The sequence below is a fragment of the Streptomyces rubellus genome, from assembly GCF_036323805.1.
In the GTDB taxonomy this organism is placed as follows: domain Bacteria; phylum Actinomycetota; class Actinomycetes; order Streptomycetales; family Streptomycetaceae; genus Streptomyces.
This window is the reverse complement of sequence record NZ_JAZDCX010000004.1, coordinates 267,495-286,771: the sequence shown is the minus strand read 5'-3', so window position 1 is coordinate 286,771 and position 19,277 is coordinate 267,495. Positions and strand designations below refer to the sequence as shown.

The window sequence follows — 19,277 nt, the reverse complement described above, 5'->3', positions numbered from 1 at the left end:
GGGGAGAGGACCGCCGACATGGCAGCCAACGCCATCGACCAGACCCGCAGGATGCTGTCCCTGGTGACCTATCTGCGCGAGCGTCCCGGCGCCCGGGTGGCGGACGTCGCCCGGGCCTTCGGCATCACCACCGACGAGCTGATCTCCGACCTGCACGTCCTGCCGATGTGCGGCACCAGCTTCCGCGGCGGGGACCTGCTCGACATCGACACCGACGGCGAGCGCATCTGGTGGCACAACGCCGAGGCGGTCGGCTCCGGCACCGGCGAACCGCTGCGGCTCGCCGCCGACGAGGCCACCGCCCTGCTGGTCGCCGCCCGGGCCGTCGCCACCCTGCCGGGCCTGCGGGAGAGCGACCGCGACGCCCTCCAGCGCGCCACCGCCAAGATCGAGGCGGCGGCGGGGGAGAGCGCCGGTGCCAGTTCCCGGCTGTCGGTCACCTTCGAGTCCGAGGGCGGGGTCTTCGCGGACGTGGACCGGGCCGTCTCCGAGCGGCGCCGGCTGTGGATCCGCTACTACTCCCCGGCGCGCGACGAGCTGACCGAGCGCGAGATCGACCCGATCCGGCTGTTCGCCGTCGGCCACACCTACGTCGAGGCCTGGTGCCGGCTGAGCGAGGCGCGCCGCACCTTCCGGCTGGACCGGGTGGCCGAGATCAGACTGCTCGACGAGCCCTCCGACCCTCCGCCCGTCGAACTGCGTGACCTGTCCGAAGGGCTGGTGCAGCCCGCCGCCGAGGACCCGGAGGTGGTCGTCGAGGTCGGGCCGGGCGGACGCTGGGTCGCCGAGTACTACCCGCACGACAGTGCCGAGGAACTGCCCGACGGCGGCCTGCGCGTCACCCTGCGCACCCCCGACCCGGCCTCCCTGCGCAGGCTGGCACTGCGGCTGGGCCGCGACGGCCGGATCGTCTCCCCGCCGGAACTGGCCGACAGCGCCAGGGACGCGGCACGGGCGGCCCTGGCGGCGTACGAGGGCTGAAACACCCGCCCGGCCCGCCGGAGGACGGGCCGGGCTTCTCCGCTACGCTCGCCCCATGGTCTGGCCGATGTTCTTCCTCACGCTCGCCTTCTGCGGCCTCGCCGTGCTCGGTGTGCTCGCCGTACGGGTGGGGCTGGAGGTACGCAGACTGTCCCGCGCGGTCGGTGACGGCTGCGAGCGGCTGGCCCGCGCGGCCGACGACCTGGAGCGCGCCGCCACCCCGGTGGCGGCGGCCCGGGCCCGGACCGGGCGCCCCTGAGGGCGGACGAGGCCGCCGTGCGGGTCTCCACACACCCGGACGCCGGGCGGTACCCTTCGAGGGACGTCTCGTGAGCGGCGATCGCGGCCGGTGCCGGGAAGACGCGGAGGCATTGCCCCGCGTTCACCCCCGGGGGTTACGATCGCTGACAGCGCACCAGTACGAGGAGCCCGTCCCATCAGTAGGGCAGGCACGGACACCGCCGCCCCGGCGAGAAGGTAGTGGACATGATCGGGAACCTGAGGCCCATGGAGATCGTACTGATCCTCCTTGTCATCCTGCTGCTGTTCGGCGCCAAGAAGCTTCCGGACATGGCCCGTTCGCTCGGCAAGTCGGCCCGCATCCTCAAGAGCGAGGCCAAGGCCATGAAGAAGGACGGCGAGAGCGACACGGACACGCAGCCGGCCTCCCAGACCCAGCCGTCCGCTCCCCGGACCATCCAGGCCGCGCCGGGCGACGTCACCAGCGCCCGCCCGGTGAACGAGCCGGACCAGCAGTCCACCACCAAGAACTGACCCGGGCCCGGTGACCGGCGACGGTGCCGGAGCCGGTGTCGTCCAGACATCCGAAAACCACTGACACCGAGGACGTGGGTTGCTCAAGTCCGCCCGCAAAAAGGGGAGAGCGCAGCGCGATCCCGAGGGGCGCATGCCGCTCGCGGAACACCTGCGGGAGCTGCGCAACCGTCTGATGAAGTCGGTGCTGGCCATCCTGGCCGTCACCGTCGTCGGGCTGGTGTACTACAAGCAGATCGCCGACTTCCTCACCGAGCCCCTCCGCGACTCCGTCGGCTGCACCCAGGGCTTCGGCGAGGCCTCCGACGAGGGCGAGGCCTGCGCCGAGATCGTTCTCAGCGGCATGATCTCCCCCTTCACGGTCATGCTCAAGGTCGGCCTCACCACCGGTATGGTGCTCGCCTCCCCGGTCTGGCTCTACCAGCTGTGGGCCTTCCTCGCCCCCGGTCTGCACAGCCACGAGAAGAAGTACGCGCGCGGCTTCGTCGCGGCCGGTGTGCCGCTCTTCCTGGGCGGCGCCTATCTGGCGTACCTGATCCTGCCGACGATGGCCAAGACCCTGATCGAGTTCACCCCCCAGGGCGCCGGCAACTTCATCCCGCTGGACGACTTCCTCGACGTCATCACGCGGATGGTGATCGTCTTCGGGCTGGCCTTCGAGCTGCCGCTGATACTGGTGATGCTGAACTTCGGCGGGATCGTCACCGGCCGCAAGCTGCTCGGCTGGTGGCGGATCATGGTGGTGTCCATCGCCGTCTTCTCCGCCGTCGCCACCCCGACCGGCGACCCGCTGACCATGGGCGCCCTGGCCGCGCCGATCGTGCTGCTGTACTTCGCCGCCGTCGGGATCTGCCTGTTCAACGACCGCCGTCGCCGTCGCCGGGACCCGTACGCCGGTCTGAGCGACGACGAGGCGTCGCCGCTCGAGCACACCCCGGAGACGGTCGGCGCGGTGGAGCCCGTCGACGCCCCCGCCGCCCGGCCCGACGGAAGCGGCGATTCCGGCCCGGCCCGGCGGAACGGTTACGACGACGCCACCTGAGCGGCTATCGTCCGCGCGTGACCAGCGAGATCACCCTGTTCGTCAATCCCGCCGCGGGCCGCGGCCGGGGCGGGAACGCCGCCCGGCCCGCCGCCCGCGTACTGCGGGAGGCGGGCTTCGCCGTCCGCACGGTCGTCGGCACCGACGCCGCCGACGCGCTGGACCGGGCCCGCGCGGCGGTCCGCGACGGCACCGGCGCGCTGATCGCCGTCGGCGGGGACGGCATGGTCTCGCTGGCCCTCCAGGCGGTGGCGGGCACGGACACCCCGCTGGGCGTCGTCGCGGTGGGCACCGGCAACGACATCGCCCGCGCCCTGGACCTGCCGGTCCGCGACCCGGCCGGGGCGGGACGGGTGATCGCCGGGGCGCTCAAGGCGGGGGAGAGCCGGGCCGTCGACCTCGGACGCGTCGGCGGACGCTGGTTCGGCAGCGTGCTGGCCTCGGGCTTCGACTCCCGCGTCAACGACCGGGGCAACCGCATGCGGTGGCCCGCCGGCCGGCTCCGCTACGACCTGGCGATGCTGGCCGAGCTGGCCGCGCTGCGCACCGTCCCGTACCGCATCACCTTCGGGGACGGGCCCGGGAGCGAGACCCGCGAGCTGGAGGCCGTCCTGGTCGCGGTCGGCAACGGGCCCTCCTACGGCGGCGGCATGCGGATCTGCTCCGGCGCCCGGCTGGACGACGGGCTGCTGGACGTCACCGTGGTGGGTCCGTGCAGCCGCACCACGCTGCTGCGGGTCTTCCCCCGCGTCTACGCGGGAACCCATCTCGGCCACCCCGCGGTGACCGTGCGCCGCGTGGCGAAGGTCACCCTGAGGGCCGCCGGGGTGACCGGCTACGCCGACGGAGAGCCGCTGGGGCCCCTGCCGCTGACGGCGCGGGCGGTGCCGGGTGCGGTGCGGGTGCTCACCCCGCGCTGAAAGACCGATCTTCTGTCGGCGGCGGCCGGTAGGCTCGTAGGCACGATGACCGAGGACATGTCCCCTGCCGAGCGTTACGCCGCCGCCCGGAGGCGGTCCGCCGAGCAGGCCACCGCGCTGGCCCCCTTCCGCGAGCTGTACGACTTCGAGCTGGACCCGTTCCAGCTGGAGGCGTGCCGGGCCCTGGAGGCCGGCAAGGGCGTGCTGGTGGCGGCGCCCACCGGCTCCGGCAAGACGATCGTGGGCGAGTTCGCCGTCCACCTGGCTCTGAGCCGGGGCCGCAAGTGCTTCTACACCACCCCCATCAAGGCGCTGTCCAACCAGAAGTACAACGACCTGGTCAGGCGCTACGGAACCGACCGGGTCGGCCTGCTGACGGGGGACAACAGCATCAACTCCGACGCCCCGGTGATCGTGATGACCACCGAGGTCCTGCGGAACATGCTCTACGCCGGCTCCCAGGCGCTGACCGGTCTGGGATACGTGGTGATGGACGAGGTCCACTACCTCTCCGACCGCTTCCGCGGCGCGGTCTGGGAGGAGGTCATCATCCACCTCCCCGACTCGGTGACGCTGGTGTCGCTGTCGGCGACCGTCTCCAACGCCGAGGAGTTCGGCGACTGGCTGGACACCGTCCGCGGCGACACCGAGGTGATCGTCTCCGAGCACCGGCCGGTACCGCTGTGGCAGCACGTGCTGGCCGGGCGGCGGATGTACGACCTGTTCGAGGAGAAGGGCGGCCGCCGCGAGGTCAACCCCGACCTGGTGCGCATGGCCCAGCTGGAGAACAGCCGGCTGCCCGCCTTCCGCGACCGGCGGCGCGGGAAACCGGTGCGTGAGGCCGACCGGGAGCGGGAGCGGCGCCAGCGCAGCCGGATCTTCACGCCGAGCCGCCCGGAGGTGATCGAGCGGCTGGACGCGGCGGGGCTGCTGCCCGCCATCACCTTCATCTTCAGCCGGGCGGGCTGCGAGGCGGCCGTACAGCAGTGCCTGGTCGCCGGGCTGCGGCTGAACGACGCGGGGCAGCGGGCCCGGGTGCGCGAGATCGTCGAGGAGCGCACCGCCGCCATCCCCGACGAGGACCTGCACGTGCTGGGCTACTTCGAGTGGCTGGAGGGTCTGGAGCGGGGCATCGCCGCGCACCACGCGGGCATGCTGCCCACCTTCAAGGAGGTCGTCGAGGAGCTGTTCGTCCGCGGTCTGGTCAAGGCCGTCTTCGCCACCGAGACGCTGGCGCTGGGCATCAACATGCCGGCCCGGTCGGTGGTGCTGGAGAAGCTGGTCAAGTGGAACGGCGAACAGCACGTCGACATCACCCCCGGGGAGTACACCCAGCTCACCGGACGCGCCGGACGGCGCGGCATCGACGTCGAGGGCCACGCGGTGGTGCTCTGGCAGCGCGGCATGGACCCGGGCGCGCTGGCCGGGCTGGCCGGCACCCGCACCTATCCGCTGCGCTCCTCCTTCCGTCCCTCGTACAACATGGCGGTCAACCTGGTGTCGCAGTTCGGGCGGCACCGCTCACGCGAACTGCTGGAGACCTCCTTCGCGCAGTTCCAGGCCGACCGCGCGGTCGTCGGGATCTCCCGGAAGGTGCAGCGCAACGAGGAGGGCCTGGCGGGCTACCGCGAGGCGATGACCTGCCACCTGGGCGACTTCGAGGAGTACGCGCGGCTGCGGCGGGAGCTGAAGGACCGCGAGACCGAGCTGGCCCGGCAGGGCGCCCTCCAGCGGCGCGCGGCGGCGGTCGACTCGCTGGAGAGGCTCCGGCCGGGCGATGTGATCCAGGTGCCCACCGGCAAGTTCGCCGGGCTGGCGCTCGTGCTGGACCCGGGCGTCCCGGCCGGGCGGAGCACCGGCGGCCACCGCGGCTGGGACCACCACGAGGGCCCGCGTCCGCTGGTGCTCACCGCCGAACGGCAGGTGAAGCGGCTGGCCCCGGTCGACTTCCCGGTCCCCGTGGAGCCGCTGGAGCGGATGCGGATCCCCAGGTCCTTCAACCCGCGCAGCCCGCAGTCCCGCCGCGACCTGGCCTCCGCGCTGCGGACGAAGGCGGGGAACGCCCGGGGGGCGGACCCGGCGCCGGGGCGCGGCCGCCGCAGGCAGCGCTCGGAGGCGGCCGACGACACCGAGCTCGCCCGGCTGCGCAAGGCCATCCGGGCCCACCCCTGCCACGGCTGCGACCAGCGCGAGGACCACGCCCGCTGGGCCGAGCGCTATCTGCGCCTCAAGCGCGACACCCGGCAGCTGGAGCGCCGCATCGAGGGCCGGACGAACACCATCGCCCGCACCTTCGACCGGGTCTACGCCCTCCTGAGCGACCTGGGCTATCTGCGCGGTGACGAGGTGACCGAGGACGGCAGGCGGCTGGCCCGGCTCTACGGCGAGCTGGACCTGCTGGCGAGCGAGTGTCTGCGGGAGGGCGTCTGGGAGGGGCTGTCCCCGGCCGAGCTGGCGGCCTGCGCCTCCGCCCTGGTCTACGAGGCCCGCTCCGCCGACGACGCCCTGCCGCCCACCCTGCCCGGCGGGAAGGCCAGGGACGCGCTCGGCGAGATGGTCCGCATCTGGGGCCGGCTGGACGCCCTGGAGGAGCAGCACCGGATCAACCAGTCCGAGGGCGTCGGCCAGCGCGAACCCGACCTGGGCTTCGCCTGGGCCGCCTACCGCTGGGCGGAGGGCGACGGCCTGGACGCGGTGCTGCGGCAGGCCGAGATGCCCGCCGGTGACTTCGTCCGCTGGTGCAAGCAGCTCGTCGACGTCCTCGGGCAGATCGCCGCGGCGGCCCCGGAGGGCGGCACGGTCGCCCGCAGCGCCCGTCGGGCCGCCGAGAAGCTGCTGCGCGGGGTGGTGGCGTACAGCTCGGTCGGCTGACACCTCGCCGCGCACCGGGCCGGGAGGCCCGGTACGCGGCGTCCGTGGTGCGCCGGCCGGGAGGCCGCTGTCCACGACGGCCGCCGCGAGGTCCCCTTCGCCCGGCGGACCACGCGGACGGCTTCGCCGGACGGCTCCGGTGCGCGGACCGCGGCCCGCGCGGTGCGGTGGTCCGCCGTGGCCTGCCCGGACCGTCTCCGCCGCTCGACCGGACCACGGGGCGGATCCGTGGTGGGCCTGAAGCGGCGGAGGTCCCGGCTCCGGTGGCCGGCCACGCGGCACGCCCGGTGCCGTGCCGGTCTGCTCCTCCCGCACTGCGAGCCCGTCCTGCTGCCGTGTTCCTCTCCGGGCAGGGGCGGGATCTCCCCGCCGGTGGGCAGGGGTGGGGTCTTCCTGCCGGTGGGCAGGGGTGGGGTCTTCCTGCCGGTGGGCAGGGGTGGGGTCTTCCTGCTGGTGGGCAGGGGTGGGGTCTCCCCGTCGGAGGCAGGGGACATGACCGCAGCACCCGGAAGCCGTATGCGGTGGCCCCGGCCGGGGCTCTCGCCCGGCGCGGCGAGTACGGGGCCCTGCCGGGAAGGCGGAGCGGGACGAGCCCAGGCCGGCGCGGCACCGCCCGGCCGGATGCCGCGCCGCCCCGGCGGGTTCACCCCGCCAGGGCGTCCAGCAGCCGCCGCAGCGAGCCGCCCAGCCCCCACCGTTCGGCCAGCTCCTGGAGTTCCTGGGCGTGCAGGGGCTCCGCCGGGAGCGCCGGGTCGATGTCCGGCAGCGGCACGTCGTCCGCCACCCGCACCACCTTGGGCGCCACGGCCAGGTACTCCCGAGCCGCGTCCAGCTTCCGGCGCTGGGCGGGGGTCAGCCCGGAGGTGGGATCGCCGGCGGCGGCCAGGATGCCGTCCAGGTCCCCGTACGCCTCCAGCAGCCGGGCCGCGGTCTTCTCGCCGACCCCGGGGACGCCCGGCAGGCCGTCGCTGGGATCACCGCGGAGCAGCGCCAGGTCCGCGTACGCCGACCCGCCGGCCACGCCGTACTTCTCGCGCAGGACCGCCTCGTCGACGACCAGGGGGTCGCCCATGCCCTTGACGGGGTAGAGGACCCGCACCCCCCGCGCGTCGTCCACCAGCTGGAACAGGTCGCGGTCACCGGTGACGACGTCCACCGGCCCGCCGGCCCGGCGCACCAGGGTGCCGATGACGTCGTCGGCCTCGTAGCCGTCCGCGCCGACCCGGGCGATGCCGACCGCGTCCAGCACCGCCTCGATCACCGGGATCTGCGGCGCCAGGGTGTCCGGCGTCTGCTCGGCGTCCGGGCCGTCGGCGGACTCCTCCGCCACCCGGTGCGTCTTGTAGGAGGGCACCAGCGCCACTCGCCACGCGGGCCGCCAGTCGTTGTCCAAGCAGGCGACCAGCTCGTCCGGGCGGTGGTCGCGCACCAGGCGGGCGACGAAGTCCAGCAGCCCGCGCACCGCGTTGACCGGGGTGCCGTCGGGGGCCCGCACCGACTCCGGGACCCCGAAGTAGGCGCGGTAGTACAGGGATGCGGTGTCGAGCAGCAGACACTTTCGCGGCGTGGTCATGAGGGCCATCATGGCCGACACCACCGACACCACCGACACCACCGACACCACCGACACCGCCGGGCACGGCCCGGCCGGGGCGAACGCTCGCTCCCCGGGGCAGCGTGACCGAGAGGTCGTAGAGGGAGCCCACCGGCCAGGACGTCGTGTCGAGGCCGATGAAGCTGGAGGTCGTCTCCGTGCCCGGGGTGCGGAGTCCCCGGTACGGTGGCGCGGTGGGAACCGTCCGCCGGGTCGTCTCGCTCGTCCCCTCGCTTACCGAGGCCGTCGCCGCCACCGCGCCGGAACTGCTGGCCGGCGTCACCGACTGGTGCGTCCATCCGCCCAGTCTGGACGCCGTACGGGTGCGGGGCACCAAGAACCCGGACGTGGCCGGGATCGCCGCCCTCGCCCCCGATCTCGTCCTCGCCAACGAGGAGGAGAACCGCCCGGCCGACCTCGCCGCCCTGCGGGCGGCCGGGCTGGCGGTACTGGTCACCGAGGTCCGCACAGTCCCACAGGCGTTCACCGAGCTGGACCGGGTGCTGACCGCCGGCTGCGGACTGCCCCGGCCCGCCTGGCTGGACGAGGCCGAGGACGTCTGGCGGTCCGTCCGGCCGGCCTTCGGCACCACCGCCGTCGTGCCCGTCTGGCGGCGGCCGTGGATGGTGCTCGGCCGGGACACCTTCGCCGGTGACGTACTGGCCCGCCTCGGGGTGCGCAACGCGTACGCGGACCACGCCGAGCGCTATCCGCGCGTGTCCCTGGCGGAGCTGAACGAGCCGGGGAGAGCCGGGCTGGCAGTCCTGCCCGACGAGCCGTACCGCTTCACCGCCGCCGACGGCCCCGAGGCATTCCCCCGGCTGCCCGCCGCGCTCGTCAGCGGACGGCATCTGACCTGGTACGGGCCCACGCTGGCCGAGGCGCCCGCGGTGCTCAGCGCGGCGCTGGCCGCCGCCGTGCCCGCCGCTCCGCCGCGCTGACCAGCGCGCGCATCACCCGCACGTCCGCACCGGTGTCCGCCTCCGGATGCCACTGGACCCCCAGTGTCCAGCCCGCCGCCCCCGGCAGTTCGACCGCCTCGACGGTGCCGTCCGCGGCGCGGGCGCAGACCGCCAGTCCGTCCCCGAGCCGGTCCACGGCCTGGTGGTGGTAGGTGGGCACCGTCACGTCCCGGGCGCCCCCCGCGGCGCCGTCCCCGCCACCCTCCCCGCAATGCTCTCCGCCCAGCACCCGGGCCAGCTCCGTGCCCGGCACCGGGGTGACGGTGTGGGTGCCGAAGACGCCGTCCGGCCCCCGGTGGCCCGTCAGATGCTGGACGAGGGTGCCGCCCAGGGCGACGTTGAGCAGCTGCATCCCGCGGCAGATCCCCAGCAGCGGCAGTCCGGCCTCCAGCGCGGCCCCGATCAGGGCGAGCTCCCAGGCGTCCCGCTCCCGCGCGGGCGGCCCGGTCTCCGGGCGCGGCGCGGCCCCGTAGCGGGCGGGCTCCACGTCCGGACCGCCCGCGATCACCAGACCGTCCAGCCGCGCCACCACGTCGGCAGCGGCGCCGGGCGCGGCGTCCGGCGGCAGCAGCGCGGCCAGGGCGCCCGCCCGCTGGACCAGCCGGTGGTACCCGGCGGGCAGCAGCGCGGCGGGCTGGTCCCACACCCCCCACCGCGCCGAGGACTCCAGATAGGTGCTGACACCGATGAGCGGGGCGGGCACGCGAACCTCCGGTCGGCCGTCCGTGTCCCGGCGCGGCGGGGCGCCGCGGCGGGCTGCCCCGATCCTGTTCCGGGGCGGGGGCCGGGGCAAGCCGGGCGGTCCGGGGGCGTCCCGCCGTCCCCTCCCTCGGACGCGCGACCCCGCCGGGAGGCGTGAGAAGGGCACCCAGGGGGCAGGGGTGGGCTTGTCCGGCGGTGCCGCCGGGGCACCCGCCCACCCGACAGGAGATTCCGTTGGCAGACCCCAGATCCCCGCTCACCGCCGAGGAACTGAGGCGGCGGGTGGCGGCCGGGGACATCGACACCGTCGTCCTGGCCTTCACCGACATGCAGGGCAGGCTCCAGGGCAAGCGGTTCGCCGCCCCCTTCTTCCTCGACGAGGTGCTCGAGCACGGCACCGAGGGCTGCAACTACCTGCTCGCCGTGGACGCCGACATGAACACCGTCGACGGCTACGCCATGTCCTCCTGGGAGCAGGGCTACGGGGACTTCGCCCTGCACGGCGACCCGGCCACCCTGCGCCTCACCCCCTGGAACCCGGGCACCGCCCTGATCACCGCCGACCTCGCCTGGCACGACGGGACGCCCGTGGCCGCCTCGCCACGCCAGGTGCTGCGCCGCCAGCTCGACCGGCTGGCCGGGCACGGCTGGAGCGCGTACGCGGGCACCGAGCTGGAGTTCCTCGTCTTCCGCGACACCTACGAGTCGGCCTGGGAGCGCGGCTACCGCGGACTCACCCCGGCCAACCAGTACAACGTGGACTACTCCGTGCTGGGCACCGGCCGGATCGAACCCCTGCTGCGCCGCATCCGCAACGAGATGGCCGCCGCCGGAATGGCGGTGGAGTCCGCCAAGGGCGAGTGCAACCTCGGCCAGCACGAGATCGTCTTCCGCTACGCCGACGCGCTGACCACCTGCGACCAGCACTCCGTCTACAAGACCGGCGCCAAGGAGATCGCCGCCCAGGAGGGCGTGGCACTCACCTTCATGGCCAAGTACGACGAGCGCGAGGGCAACTCCTGCCACATCCACCTCTCGCTGCGCGACACCGACGGCCGGCCCGTCCTCGCCGACGACGGCGCCCCGTACGGCATGTCCGGGCCGATGCGGCACTTCCTGGCCGGACAGCTCGCCGCGCTGCGCGAGTTCACCCTGCTGTACGCGCCCAACGTCAATTCCTACAAGCGCTTCCGGCCCGGCTCCTTCGCCCCCACCGCCGTCGCCTGGGGACCGGACAACCGCACCTGCGCCCTGCGGGTCGTCGGCCACGGCGCCTCGCTGCGGCTGGAGAACCGCCTCCCCGGCGGCGACGTCAACCCGTACCTGGCCGTCGCGGGCATGATCGCGGCCGGGCTGTACGGCGTCGAGCGCGGGCTCGAACTCCCCGAGCCGTGCACCGGCAACGCCTACACCGGCGGTGCCGAGCGGGTCCCGGCCACCCTGCGCGAGGCCGCCGCACTGTGGCGGGACAGCCGGCTCGCCCGGGAGGCCTTCGGCGCGGAGGTGGTCGAGCACTACGCGAACATGGCCCGCGTCGAGCAGGAGGCGTACGACACGGCCGTCACGGACTGGGAGCGCTACCGCTCCTTCGAACGGATGTGAGAGGAGGGCAGCCGTGTCCGAGACGGTTCCCGGAGCCGGTACCGAACACGAGCACCGGGTGCGCAACCCGGCCACCGGGGAGGTGATCGCGACCGTCCCCGCCACCTCGCCCGCCGGGGTCGGCGCCGCCGTCCGGCGGGCCGCCGCCGCGCAGGAGCGCTGGGCGGCCCTCGCCCCCGGCGACCGGGCCCGGCTGCTGCGCCGCTTCGCCGCCGCCGTCGACGACCACCTGGACGAACTGGCCGCCCTGGAGGTGCGCGAGGCCGGACACCCGGTCGGCAACGCGCGCTGGGAGGCGGGCAACGTCCGCGACCTGCTGGAGTACGCGGCCGGGGGAGTGGAGCGGCTGACCGGCCGCCAGATCCCCGTCGCGGGCGGCGTCGACCTCACCTTCGCCGAGCCGCTCGGCGTCGTCGCCGTCATCGCCCCCTGGAACTTCCCCATGCCCGTCGCCGCCTGGGGCACCGCCCCCGCGCTGGCCGCGGGCAACGCCGTCCTCCTCAAGCCCGCCGAGACCACCCCGCTCACCGCGCTGCGGCTGGCCGAACTCGCCCTGGTGGCGGGCCTTCCCGAGCACCTGTTCCAGGTGCTGCCCGGCGCCGGACCGGTCACGGGCACCGCACTGGTGGAGCACCCGGGGGTCGCCAAGGTCGTCTTCACCGGCTCCACGGCCGTCGGGAAGGAGATCATGGCCCGCTGCGCGGCCCGGGTGAAACGCGTGACGCTGGAACTGGGCGGCAAGAGCCCCAACATCGTCTTCGCCGACGCCGACCTCGAGCGCGCCGCGGCCACCGCTCCCGCCTCCTTCCTGGACAACTCCGGACAGGACTGCTGCGCCCGCAGCCGCGTCCTCGTCCAGCGGTCCGTGTACGACCGCTTCCTGGCCCTGCTGGAACCGGCCGTCCACGCGTTCACCGCCGGCGACCCGGCCGACCCCGCCACCGACATGGGCCCGCTGATCTCCGCCGCCCACCGCGAGCGGGTCCGCTCCCACGTCCCCGAGGACGCCCCAGCCGCCATCCGCGGCGCGGTGCCCTCCGGACCCGGTTACTGGTATCCGGCGACCGTCCTCACCGACGCCCGGCCGGACGACCCCGTCGCGGTGGAGGAGGTGTTCGGTCCCGTCGCCGTCGTCCTCCCCTTCGACGACGAGGCCGAGGCCGTCCGGCTGGCCAACGCCGGCGACTACGGCCTGTCCGGCTCGGTGTGGACCCGTGACCTCTCCCGGGCCCTGCGCATGGCGCGCGCCGTCGCCGCGGGCAACCTCTCCGTCAACTCCCACAGCAGCGTGCGCTACTGGACCCCCTTCGGCGGCTACAAGCAGTCCGGCCTCGGCCGTGAACTCGGCCCGGACGCGCTGGCCGCCTTCACCGAGACCAAGAACGTCTTCATCGGCACGGAGGAGTGAGCATTGACCGCAGCGGCAGGGGAACCGGCGGACGGGGCGGCCCGCGGGGCGGCGGACGGCCCGGTGGGGGAGGCGGTGGGCGCCGAGACGGCCGTGGCCGGTACGGCGGCCACCGTGTGCCGCCGGCTGGTGGGCCGTACCGCCGTCGTCACCGGGGCGGGCAGCGGCATCGGACTGGCCAGTGCCCGCCGGCTGGCCGCCGAGGGCGCCCACGTGGTCTGCGCCGACATCGACCCCGAGCGGGGCCGGGCGGCGGCCGAGGAGACCGGCGGGCTGTACGTTCCCGCCGACGTCACCGACCCCGGGCAGGTCGAGGCGCTCTTCGAGACCGCGTACGGCACCTACGGCTCCGTCGACGTCGCCTTCAACAACGCGGGCATCTCCCCGCCCGACGACGACTCCATCCTCACCACCGGCCTGGACGCCTGGCGGCGGGTGCAGGAGACCAACCTCACCTCGGTCTACCTGTGCTGCAAGCACGTCCTGCCGTACATGCGCCGCCAGGGCCGCGGCTCGATCATCAACACCGCCTCCTTCGTCGCCGTCCTGGGCGCCGCCACCTCGCAGATCTCCTACACCGCCTCCAAGGGCGGGGTGCTGGCGATGTCCCGGGAGCTGGGCGTGCAGTTCGCCCGGGAGGGCATCCGGGTCAACGCCCTGTGCCCCGGCCCGGTCGACACCCCCCTGCTGCGGGAGCTGTTCGCGAAGGACCCCGAGCGGGCACAGCGGCGGCTGGTCCACGTCCCCATGGGCCGCTTCGCCCGGCCCGAGGAGATCGCGGCCGCCGTCGCCTTCCTCGCCAGCGACGACTCCTCGTTCGTCAACGCCGCCGAGTTCCTGGTGGACGGCGGGATCTCGGGCGCCTACGTGACTCCGCTCTAGCCCGGCCCGTGCTGCGGAGCGCGCCCAGCCACTACTGTTCACGCGTGAGCATGACGACGCCGCCCGGCTGGCATCCGGACCCCGGGCACACCGGCCCCGGACCGGCACCGGAACGCTGGTGGGACGGTTCCGCCTGGACCGCCCACACCCGCTTCCCGGCCGGTCTCCCCCCGCAGGTCACCCCGCCGCCGGAGCGGCCGTCGCGCGGCCCGCTGGTGGCCGCCGTCATCGCCGCCGCGGTCGTGGTGACCGCGCTCGTCGCCGGGACGCTGCTCCTGCTGGGCGAGCCCGGTGGCGCCGGCGACCGGGCGCGTCCCGGCAGCGGCACCGGCGCCGACAAGAACCCCGGCGGCGACCCGACGGACGACGGCACTCCGGACGGGACCCCGGAGGACTCCGAGGACGCGCCGCCGGACGGCGGCGGCCCCGGCACCGCGGTCGACCGGGCCAACGGCATCAGCGTGCCCGTGCCCGAGGGCTGGAGCCAGGCGCGGACCGACACGGGGATCTGGCTGTCGAGCGGCTCCTACCCGTGCCCGGGGGACCCGTCCCTCGGCTGCGTCCGCGGCGGGGTCTCCGTACGGCCCGCCGACCCCGGGGCGGGGACCGACCCCGGGGCGGTGGCCGAGGCGGACATCGCCCGCAACGCCGAGGAGTCCTACGACGCCAAGGCGTACGGCGGGGTCACCGGCCACGAGGTCGTCTCCTCCGGCGAGGTCACCGTCGCCGGGCAGCGGGGCCACCGGATCCGCTGGCGGATTGACAACCGGCTCGAACCCGACGCGTACGTGGAGTCGGTCGTCTTCCCCGCGCCGGACGGCGGTGGCCGGCTGCTGGTGATGCGGCTGGGCTTCGACATCCACGCCGACGCCCCCGTCCCCGCCGAGATGGACCGCGTCGTGGCGGGCGTCCGGGCCGCAGACGGTCCCGGCATGGAGGTCTGAGCACCGGCTCAGCGGCTCAGCGGCTCGGTGGACCGCGTTTTGCTCATCCTCGTGCGTGTTTTCGGACAGCGGTGAACGCCCCGTCCGCCTCCCGCGTACCGCCGGGGAACGAGGCAGTGCAACGAGGAGGATCCATGCGCCCGAACCGTTCCAGCCGCAGAGTCAGCAAGCGAGGTCTGCCGCCGCGCGTGGTCGCCACCGCCGTGGCGGCGCTGCTCGTGCTCGCGGCGATCCCCGTGCTGATCTCCCTGCAGTCCGGCAGCAGCCAGGCCGACGAGGGCGGCTCCGCCACGGTCAACTCGCGGGACAGCGGGAGCGGAACCGGGAATGTGGGCCCGGTCGCCGAGGTGGACGAGGAGTTCCTCGTCAAGGTCCGGCAGGCCGGACTGTGGGAGATACCGGCCGGCAGACTCGCCCAGACCAACGCCTCCAGCGAGGCCGTCAAGCGCGCGGGGCTGCACCTGCTCGAGGGCCACGTCAAGCTCGACCAGCTCGTGCGCGAGGACGCCAAGATCCTCGGGGTCAAGATCCCCAACGAGGCCACCGAGGAGCAGCAGGAGTGGGTCAGGCAGCTGGAGCAGGCCCACGGCAAGGAGTTCGACCGCCTCTTCGCCAACCTGCTGCGCTCCTCGCACGGCAAGATCTTCGCCACCATCGGCGAGGTGCGCGCCGCCACCCAGAACGACCTGATCCGCCGGCACGCCCGGCAGGCCAACCAGACGGTCCTGGACCACATGGAGGTGCTGGAGGACACCGGGCTGGTGGAGCCCGAGACCTTCGAGGAGGTGGAGGAGGCCGTCGCCCCGTCCGAGTGAGACGGGCTCCGGTGGTGAGATCCCCCGGCCCGTCCCCGCGGCAGGCGGGGCGGGCCGGGGACCCGGCTCACAGGAAGGTGCGGCCCTCACCGCGGTACGTCGGCACCGTCGCCACCACCCGGTCGCCCTCGACCAGGTGCAGCGCGGCGAAGCGCTCGCACAACTCGCCGGCCTTGGCGTGCCGGAACCACACCCTGTCCCCGAGCAGCAGGTCGTCCGCGGCCGGCCCGAGCAGCGGGGTCTGCACCTCGCCCGGCCCCTCGGCCGGGTCGTAGCGCAGCCCGGCGGGCAGGTACGGCACCGGCAGCCGGTCCCGGCCCGCCGGGCCCGAGGCCGGGTAGCCGCCGCCGAGCACCGTCACCACGCCCACCCCGGGACGCCGCACCACCGGCTGCGCGAACAGTGCCGCCGGACGGCCGGAGAACGCGGTGTAGTTGTCGAACAGCCGCGGCAGCAGCAGCCCCGAGCCCGCGGCGACCTCGGTGACCGCCTCCTCGGCGGCGGTGTGCTGCACGCTCCCGGTGCCGCCGCCGTTGACGAACTCCAGGTCCGGCGCGACCGCCCGTACCGCCCGCACCGCGGCGGCCCGCCGCCCGGCCAGCTCGCGGCGCGCGGCGGACTGCATCAGCCGCACCGCCCGCGACCGCAGCGGACGGCCGGGCACCGCGTCGCCCACTCCCGCGACGTGCCCCTCGTAGGCCATCAGCCCCACCAGCCGGAAGCCGGGGCGGCGCACCACCGAGCGGGCCAGCGCGGCCAGTTCGGCGGAGGAGTGCAGCGGCGAGCGCCGGGCGCCGATCCGCACCCGGCCGCCCAGCAGCCGCAGGGAGGTGTCCAGTTCCAGACAGACCCGGATCTCCTCCCGCCCGCCGTCGCGCGCGGCGTCGATCAGCGCCAGCTGGGCCGGGTCGTCGACCAGCACCGTCACGGCCGCGGCCAGTTCGGGGTCGCCGGCCAGCTCGGCGTACCCGGCCCGGTCCGCCGACGGGTAGGCGAGCAGTACGTCGCCGTGTCCCGAGCGGGCCAGCCACAGCGACTCGGCGAGGGTGAAGCTCATGACACCGGCGAACCCGCCCCGTGCCAGCACCCGCTCCAGCAGGGCCCGGCAGCGCACGGACTTGCTCGCCACCCGGACCGGCTTGCCGCCGGCCCGGCGCACCAGATCGGCGGCGTTGGCGTCGAACGCGGCCAGGTCGACGACCGCGAGCGGCGCCTCCAGATGGGCGGTGGCCCGGTCGTAGCGGGCCCGGTCGGCGGCGGGATCAGCGGTCATCTCGAACATTCCGGCAGCTTGCCAGAGGCGGCCGGGCCCGGGACAGCCCCGGACGGGCGGCTCCCCGCCCCGGGACCCCGGGGCGGGGAGCGGGTTGCCCCGACCGCGGCCGTTCCCCGTAGAGTGACGCGAACACCACGCCCGGACTCCGGCCAGAGGTGTGATGTCCGAATACCAACCGGCCTGCCCCGAAGGGGAGTCGACGGGGCGGCACAGAGCGCGAGGGGGTGCCGGTGAGCACTGAGGCCGACCCGGTCCGGGCCCCGGAACCGATGAGGTCCCGGCCCGTCGTGCCACCGCGACCCGCCGCCGAGCCGCGCCCGCCGCGGGCCGCGGGCACCGTACCGCCCATACCCACCGGACCGCCGCCACCGCCCTCCCCGGGGTCGTGGGCCCTCCCGGACGGGCCGCCGCCGGTGCCGCCGTCCGTCCCACCGGCCGTCCCGGTGCCGGAGCGCGCCGCGCGGCGGCCGGTCCGTACGGCGGCCGCGGCCCTGTGCCTCGTCCTCGGCTTCGGACTGCTGGGCGGGGCCGCCGCCGGGACCTGGCTCACCGGGGACTCCGGCGGGAGCGCCGCGGTCGGCTACGCCGAGGCGCGCTCGCTGTGGCGGGAGACTCCCGTCGACACCCTCTTCCCCCCGGTCCTGGACGGCTCCGGCGCCGGGCCCGGGCAGGCCGACCGGCGCTGGGTCAGGATCGGGGTCGCCCCGGACGGCGGCTGCGCCGGAGCCTTCGACCCGCTGCTGGCCCGGGTGCTCTCCCCGGCCGGCTGCGAGCGGTTGCTGCGCGCCACCTACGTCGACGAGACCGGCAGCGGTGTCACCACCGTCGGGCTGCTGTTCACCGATGCGGACCGCGCGGAGATGCGCGCCCTGCGGGAGCGGTTCGACCGGGAGGGGCTGGCCCGCCGCGCAGACCTGATGCCCCGCCCCCACGCCGTGCCCGGCACCGCCGCGGTCGGCTTCGGCGACGCCCAGCGCGCGAGCTGGACGGTCCGGCCGCTCGCCGACGTACCGGTGGTGGTCTACGCCGTCTCCGGCTTCGCCGACGGCCGGGCCGTCGAGGACCCGCGGCCCGCCGACGGGGCCGGCGGGACCGACCGGACCAGCGCCCCCGCCGAGTCGGGCCTCGGGCACGACGCACGGGGCATCGCCGACCGGATCGAGCGCGGGGTGCGCCGTGCCGCCGCCCCGGGGACCACCGAGGGGACCGGAAAGGACCGATGAACGCCACGGACTTCCCCGCCGTCCCCGCCGTCCCCGCCGCGCCGGCCCCCCGGCCCGTACGCCCCCGCCGTGCCACGGCGTTCGGCGCCGCGCTGCTGGCGGTGCTCACAGTGCTCACGGGGGTGTGCGCGCTCGGCGTGGCCGCCGCGCCCGCCGCCCGCGCCGACGTCGTGCGCGACCGGCAGTGGGGCCTGGACGCGGTGCGCGCCCGGGAGGCCTGGCGGACCACCCGGGGAGAGGGCGTCACCGTCGCCGTGCTCGACACCGGCGTCGACGCCGGCCACCCCGATCTGCGGGACCGGGTGCTGCCGGGCCGGGACCTCGTCGGCTTCGGGGCCCGCGAGGGGGACGAGCACTGGGCCCGGCACGGCACCGCGATGGCCGGCATCATCGCCGGACGCGGCCACGGCCCCGGCGACACCGAGGGCGTCCTCGGTGTCGCGCCCGAGGCGCGGATCCTGCCGGTGCGGGTGCTGCTGGAGGACGGCGACCCGCAGCGGAAGAGGGCCCGCGAGGAGCGGGGCGAGGCCCTGGCCGAGGGCATCCGCTGGGCCGTCGACCACGGCGCCGACGTCATCAACCTCTCCCTCGGCGACGACAGCGCCGCCGCCAACCCCGACCCGGCCGAGGACGCCGCCGTGCGCTACGCCCTGGCCCGGGGCGCGGTGGTGGTCGCCTCCGCGGGCAACGGCGGGGAGGACGGCGACCGGGCCTCCTATCCGGCGGCCTACCCCGGCGTGATCGCGGTGACCGCCGTGGACCGCACCGGGGCCCGGGCCCCCTTCTCCACCCGCCGCTGGTACGCCACCGTCGCCGCCCCCGGCGAGGACGTCGTCATCACCTACCCCGACGGCGAGTACTACGAGGGCTGGGGGACCAGCGCCGCCGCCGCCTTCGTCTCCGGCTGCGCGGCCCTGGTCCGGGCCGCCCATCCGGAACTCAGCCCGGCCCAGATCAGGGAACTGCTCACCGCCACCGCCCGGGGTACGCCGCCCGGCGGGCGCAGTGACGCGCTGGGCGCGGGCATCGTCGACCCGGCCGCCGCCATCGAGCGGGGCGCCCGGGTCGAGCCGCGCCCGCAGGTGCCCGCGGCGGTGGCCCACCCGAAGCGGTACTTCGGTCCCGGTCCCGCCCCCGAGCGGGAGGACGATGCCTGGCCGGCGCCCGCCGCCGCGGCGGCGGGCATCGCGCTGGTGGTGTGCGCCGTGCTGCTGTACCGGGGGGCCCGGCCGCCCGAGCGGGCCGGGGGGCGGCCCACCACCGGATGACGACGGGACCAGG

17 protein-coding genes are annotated in these 19,277 nt (G+C 75.3%); 14 read left to right on the top strand and 3 right to left on the bottom strand.

Annotated elements, in window-relative coordinates; all coding sequences use genetic code 11:
* Nucleotides 1-18 precede the first annotated feature (18 nt).
* The 6 genes from V1L54_RS06965 (at nt 19) to V1L54_RS06940 (ending at nt 6,588) form a co-directional block, all read left to right on the top strand.
* Nucleotides 19-981, top strand: coding sequence for a helix-turn-helix transcriptional regulator (locus tag V1L54_RS06965; protein ID WP_330116979.1), 963 nt, complete (start codon nt 19-21; stop codon nt 979-981).
* 55 nt (nt 982-1,036) lie between these two features.
* Nucleotides 1,037-1,240, top strand: a complete 204-nt coding sequence (locus V1L54_RS06960; RefSeq protein WP_100204205.1) for a hypothetical protein — start codon at nt 1,037-1,039, stop codon at nt 1,238-1,240.
* 227 nt (nt 1,241-1,467) lie between these two features.
* Nucleotides 1,468-1,755 (top strand): Sec-independent protein translocase subunit TatA, encoded by a 288-nt coding sequence (tatA, locus tag V1L54_RS06955; protein ID WP_330116978.1) that lies wholly within the window; start codon nt 1,468-1,470, stop codon nt 1,753-1,755.
* A 133-nt stretch (nt 1,756-1,888) separates the two neighbouring features.
* On the top strand, nt 1,889-2,797 hold the full coding sequence (tatC, locus tag V1L54_RS06950) for a twin-arginine translocase subunit TatC (RefSeq protein WP_330116977.1): 909 nt from the start codon (nt 1,889-1,891) through the stop codon (nt 2,795-2,797).
* A 17-nt stretch (nt 2,798-2,814) separates the two neighbouring features.
* Entirely contained in the window at nt 2,815-3,717 is a 903-nt protein-coding gene (locus tag V1L54_RS06945) for a diacylglycerol kinase (RefSeq protein ID WP_330116976.1), read from the top strand.
* Nucleotides 3,718-3,762: 45 nt separating this feature from the next.
* Nucleotides 3,763-6,588 carry a DEAD/DEAH box helicase gene (locus V1L54_RS06940; protein WP_330116975.1) on the top strand — a complete coding sequence of 942 codons (2,826 nt, stop codon included), beginning with the start codon at nt 3,763-3,765 and terminating at the stop codon, nt 6,586-6,588.
* Between the two features lie 643 nt (nt 6,589-7,231).
* Here V1L54_RS06940 and V1L54_RS06935 read toward each other — a convergent pair.
* The gene (locus tag V1L54_RS06935; RefSeq protein ID WP_330116974.1) at nt 7,232-8,161 is read right to left on the bottom strand and encodes a 5'-3' exonuclease; all 930 of its coding nucleotides are present in this window, start codon (nt 8,159-8,161) and stop codon (nt 7,232-7,234) included.
* 158 nt (nt 8,162-8,319) lie between these two features.
* Between V1L54_RS06935 and V1L54_RS06930 the strand changes: the two genes are divergently transcribed.
* Nucleotides 8,320-9,123, top strand: coding sequence for a helical backbone metal receptor (locus V1L54_RS06930; protein WP_443076519.1), 804 nt, complete (start codon nt 8,320-8,322; stop codon nt 9,121-9,123).
* Here the strand turns inward: V1L54_RS06930 and V1L54_RS06925 are convergent.
* Nucleotides 9,077-9,847: a gamma-glutamyl-gamma-aminobutyrate hydrolase family protein gene (locus V1L54_RS06925; RefSeq protein WP_330116972.1), complete on the bottom strand. Its 771-nt coding sequence runs from the start codon at nt 9,845-9,847 to the stop codon at nt 9,077-9,079. The two genes, V1L54_RS06930 and V1L54_RS06925, sit on opposite strands and share 47 nt — an antisense overlap.
* A 233-nt stretch (nt 9,848-10,080) precedes the next feature.
* On the opposite strand from V1L54_RS06925, the gene V1L54_RS06920 reads away from it, so the two are divergent.
* The 5 genes from V1L54_RS06920 (at nt 10,081) to V1L54_RS06900 (ending at nt 15,497) form a co-directional block, all read left to right on the top strand.
* Nucleotides 10,081-11,448, top strand: a complete 1,368-nt coding sequence (locus V1L54_RS06920; RefSeq protein ID WP_330116971.1) for a glutamine synthetase family protein — start codon at nt 10,081-10,083, stop codon at nt 11,446-11,448.
* Nucleotides 11,449-11,461: 13 nt separating this feature from the next.
* Complete coding sequence (locus tag V1L54_RS06915; RefSeq protein ID WP_330116970.1) at nt 11,462-12,856, top strand: aldehyde dehydrogenase family protein; 1,395 nt, start codon at nt 11,462-11,464, stop codon at nt 12,854-12,856.
* A gap of 75 nt (nt 12,857-12,931) precedes the next feature.
* The gene (locus tag V1L54_RS06910; RefSeq protein ID WP_330117013.1) at nt 12,932-13,738 is read left to right on the top strand and encodes a 3-oxoacyl-ACP reductase; all 807 of its coding nucleotides are present in this window, start codon (nt 12,932-12,934) and stop codon (nt 13,736-13,738) included.
* Nucleotides 13,739-13,788: 50 nt separating this feature from the next.
* Nucleotides 13,789-14,682 carry a DUF2510 domain-containing protein gene (locus V1L54_RS06905; protein ID WP_330117012.1) on the top strand — a complete coding sequence of 298 codons (894 nt, stop codon included), beginning with the start codon at nt 13,789-13,791 and terminating at the stop codon, nt 14,680-14,682.
* Between the two features lie 134 nt (nt 14,683-14,816).
* On the top strand, nt 14,817-15,497 hold the full coding sequence (locus V1L54_RS06900; RefSeq protein WP_330116969.1) for a DUF4142 domain-containing protein: 681 nt from the start codon (nt 14,817-14,819) through the stop codon (nt 15,495-15,497).
* Between the two features lie 67 nt (nt 15,498-15,564).
* Here the strand turns inward: V1L54_RS06900 and V1L54_RS06895 are convergent, their stop codons facing one another.
* Nucleotides 15,565-16,779, bottom strand: a complete 1,215-nt coding sequence (locus V1L54_RS06895; RefSeq protein WP_443076515.1) for an amino acid deaminase/aldolase — start codon at nt 16,777-16,779, stop codon at nt 15,565-15,567.
* A gap of 437 nt (nt 16,780-17,216) precedes the next feature.
* Here V1L54_RS06895 and V1L54_RS06890 point away from each other — a divergent pair, with 437 nt between their 5' ends.
* Both V1L54_RS06890 and mycP read left to right on the top strand, forming a co-directional pair.
* On the top strand, nt 17,217-17,996 hold the full coding sequence (locus tag V1L54_RS06890; RefSeq protein ID WP_330116968.1) for a hypothetical protein: 780 nt from the start codon (nt 17,217-17,219) through the stop codon (nt 17,994-17,996).
* Nucleotides 17,993-19,264, top strand: a complete 1,272-nt coding sequence (gene mycP / locus V1L54_RS06885; protein WP_330116967.1) for a type VII secretion-associated serine protease mycosin — start codon at nt 17,993-17,995, stop codon at nt 19,262-19,264. Before V1L54_RS06890 ends, mycP begins: the two co-directional genes overlap by 4 nt.
* The last annotated feature ends 13 nt before the right edge of the window (nt 19,265-19,277 follow it).

What these genes read in the sequence shown, in the direction of transcription:
- V1L54_RS06965 (WP_330116979.1), top strand. Translation starts at nt 19, where the DNA reads ATGGCAGCCAACGCCATCGACCAGACCCGCAGGATGCTGTCCCTGGTG.
- V1L54_RS06960 (WP_100204205.1), top strand. Translation starts at nt 1,037, where the DNA reads ATGGTCTGGCCGATGTTCTTCCTCACGCTCGCCTTCTGCGGCCTCGCC.
- tatA (WP_330116978.1), top strand. Translation starts at nt 1,468, where the DNA reads ATGATCGGGAACCTGAGGCCCATGGAGATCGTACTGATCCTCCTTGTC.
- tatC (WP_330116977.1), top strand. Translation starts at nt 1,889, where the DNA reads ATGCCGCTCGCGGAACACCTGCGGGAGCTGCGCAACCGTCTGATGAAG.
- V1L54_RS06940 (WP_330116975.1), top strand. Translation starts at nt 3,763, where the DNA reads ATGACCGAGGACATGTCCCCTGCCGAGCGTTACGCCGCCGCCCGGAGG.
- V1L54_RS06935 (WP_330116974.1), bottom strand. Translation starts at nt 8,161, where the DNA reads ATGACCACGCCGCGAAAGTGTCTGCTGCTCGACACCGCATCCCTGTAC.
- V1L54_RS06930 (WP_443076519.1), top strand. Translation starts at nt 8,320, where the DNA reads ATGAAGCTGGAGGTCGTCTCCGTGCCCGGGGTGCGGAGTCCCCGGTAC.
- V1L54_RS06905 (WP_330117012.1), top strand. Translation starts at nt 13,789, where the DNA reads ATGACGACGCCGCCCGGCTGGCATCCGGACCCCGGGCACACCGGCCCC.
- V1L54_RS06900 (WP_330116969.1), top strand. Translation starts at nt 14,817, where the DNA reads ATGCGCCCGAACCGTTCCAGCCGCAGAGTCAGCAAGCGAGGTCTGCCG.
- V1L54_RS06895 (WP_443076515.1), bottom strand. Translation starts at nt 16,779, where the DNA reads ATGTTCGAGATGACCGCTGATCCCGCCGCCGACCGGGCCCGCTACGAC.
- mycP (WP_330116967.1), top strand. Translation starts at nt 17,993, where the DNA reads ATGAACGCCACGGACTTCCCCGCCGTCCCCGCCGTCCCCGCCGCGCCG.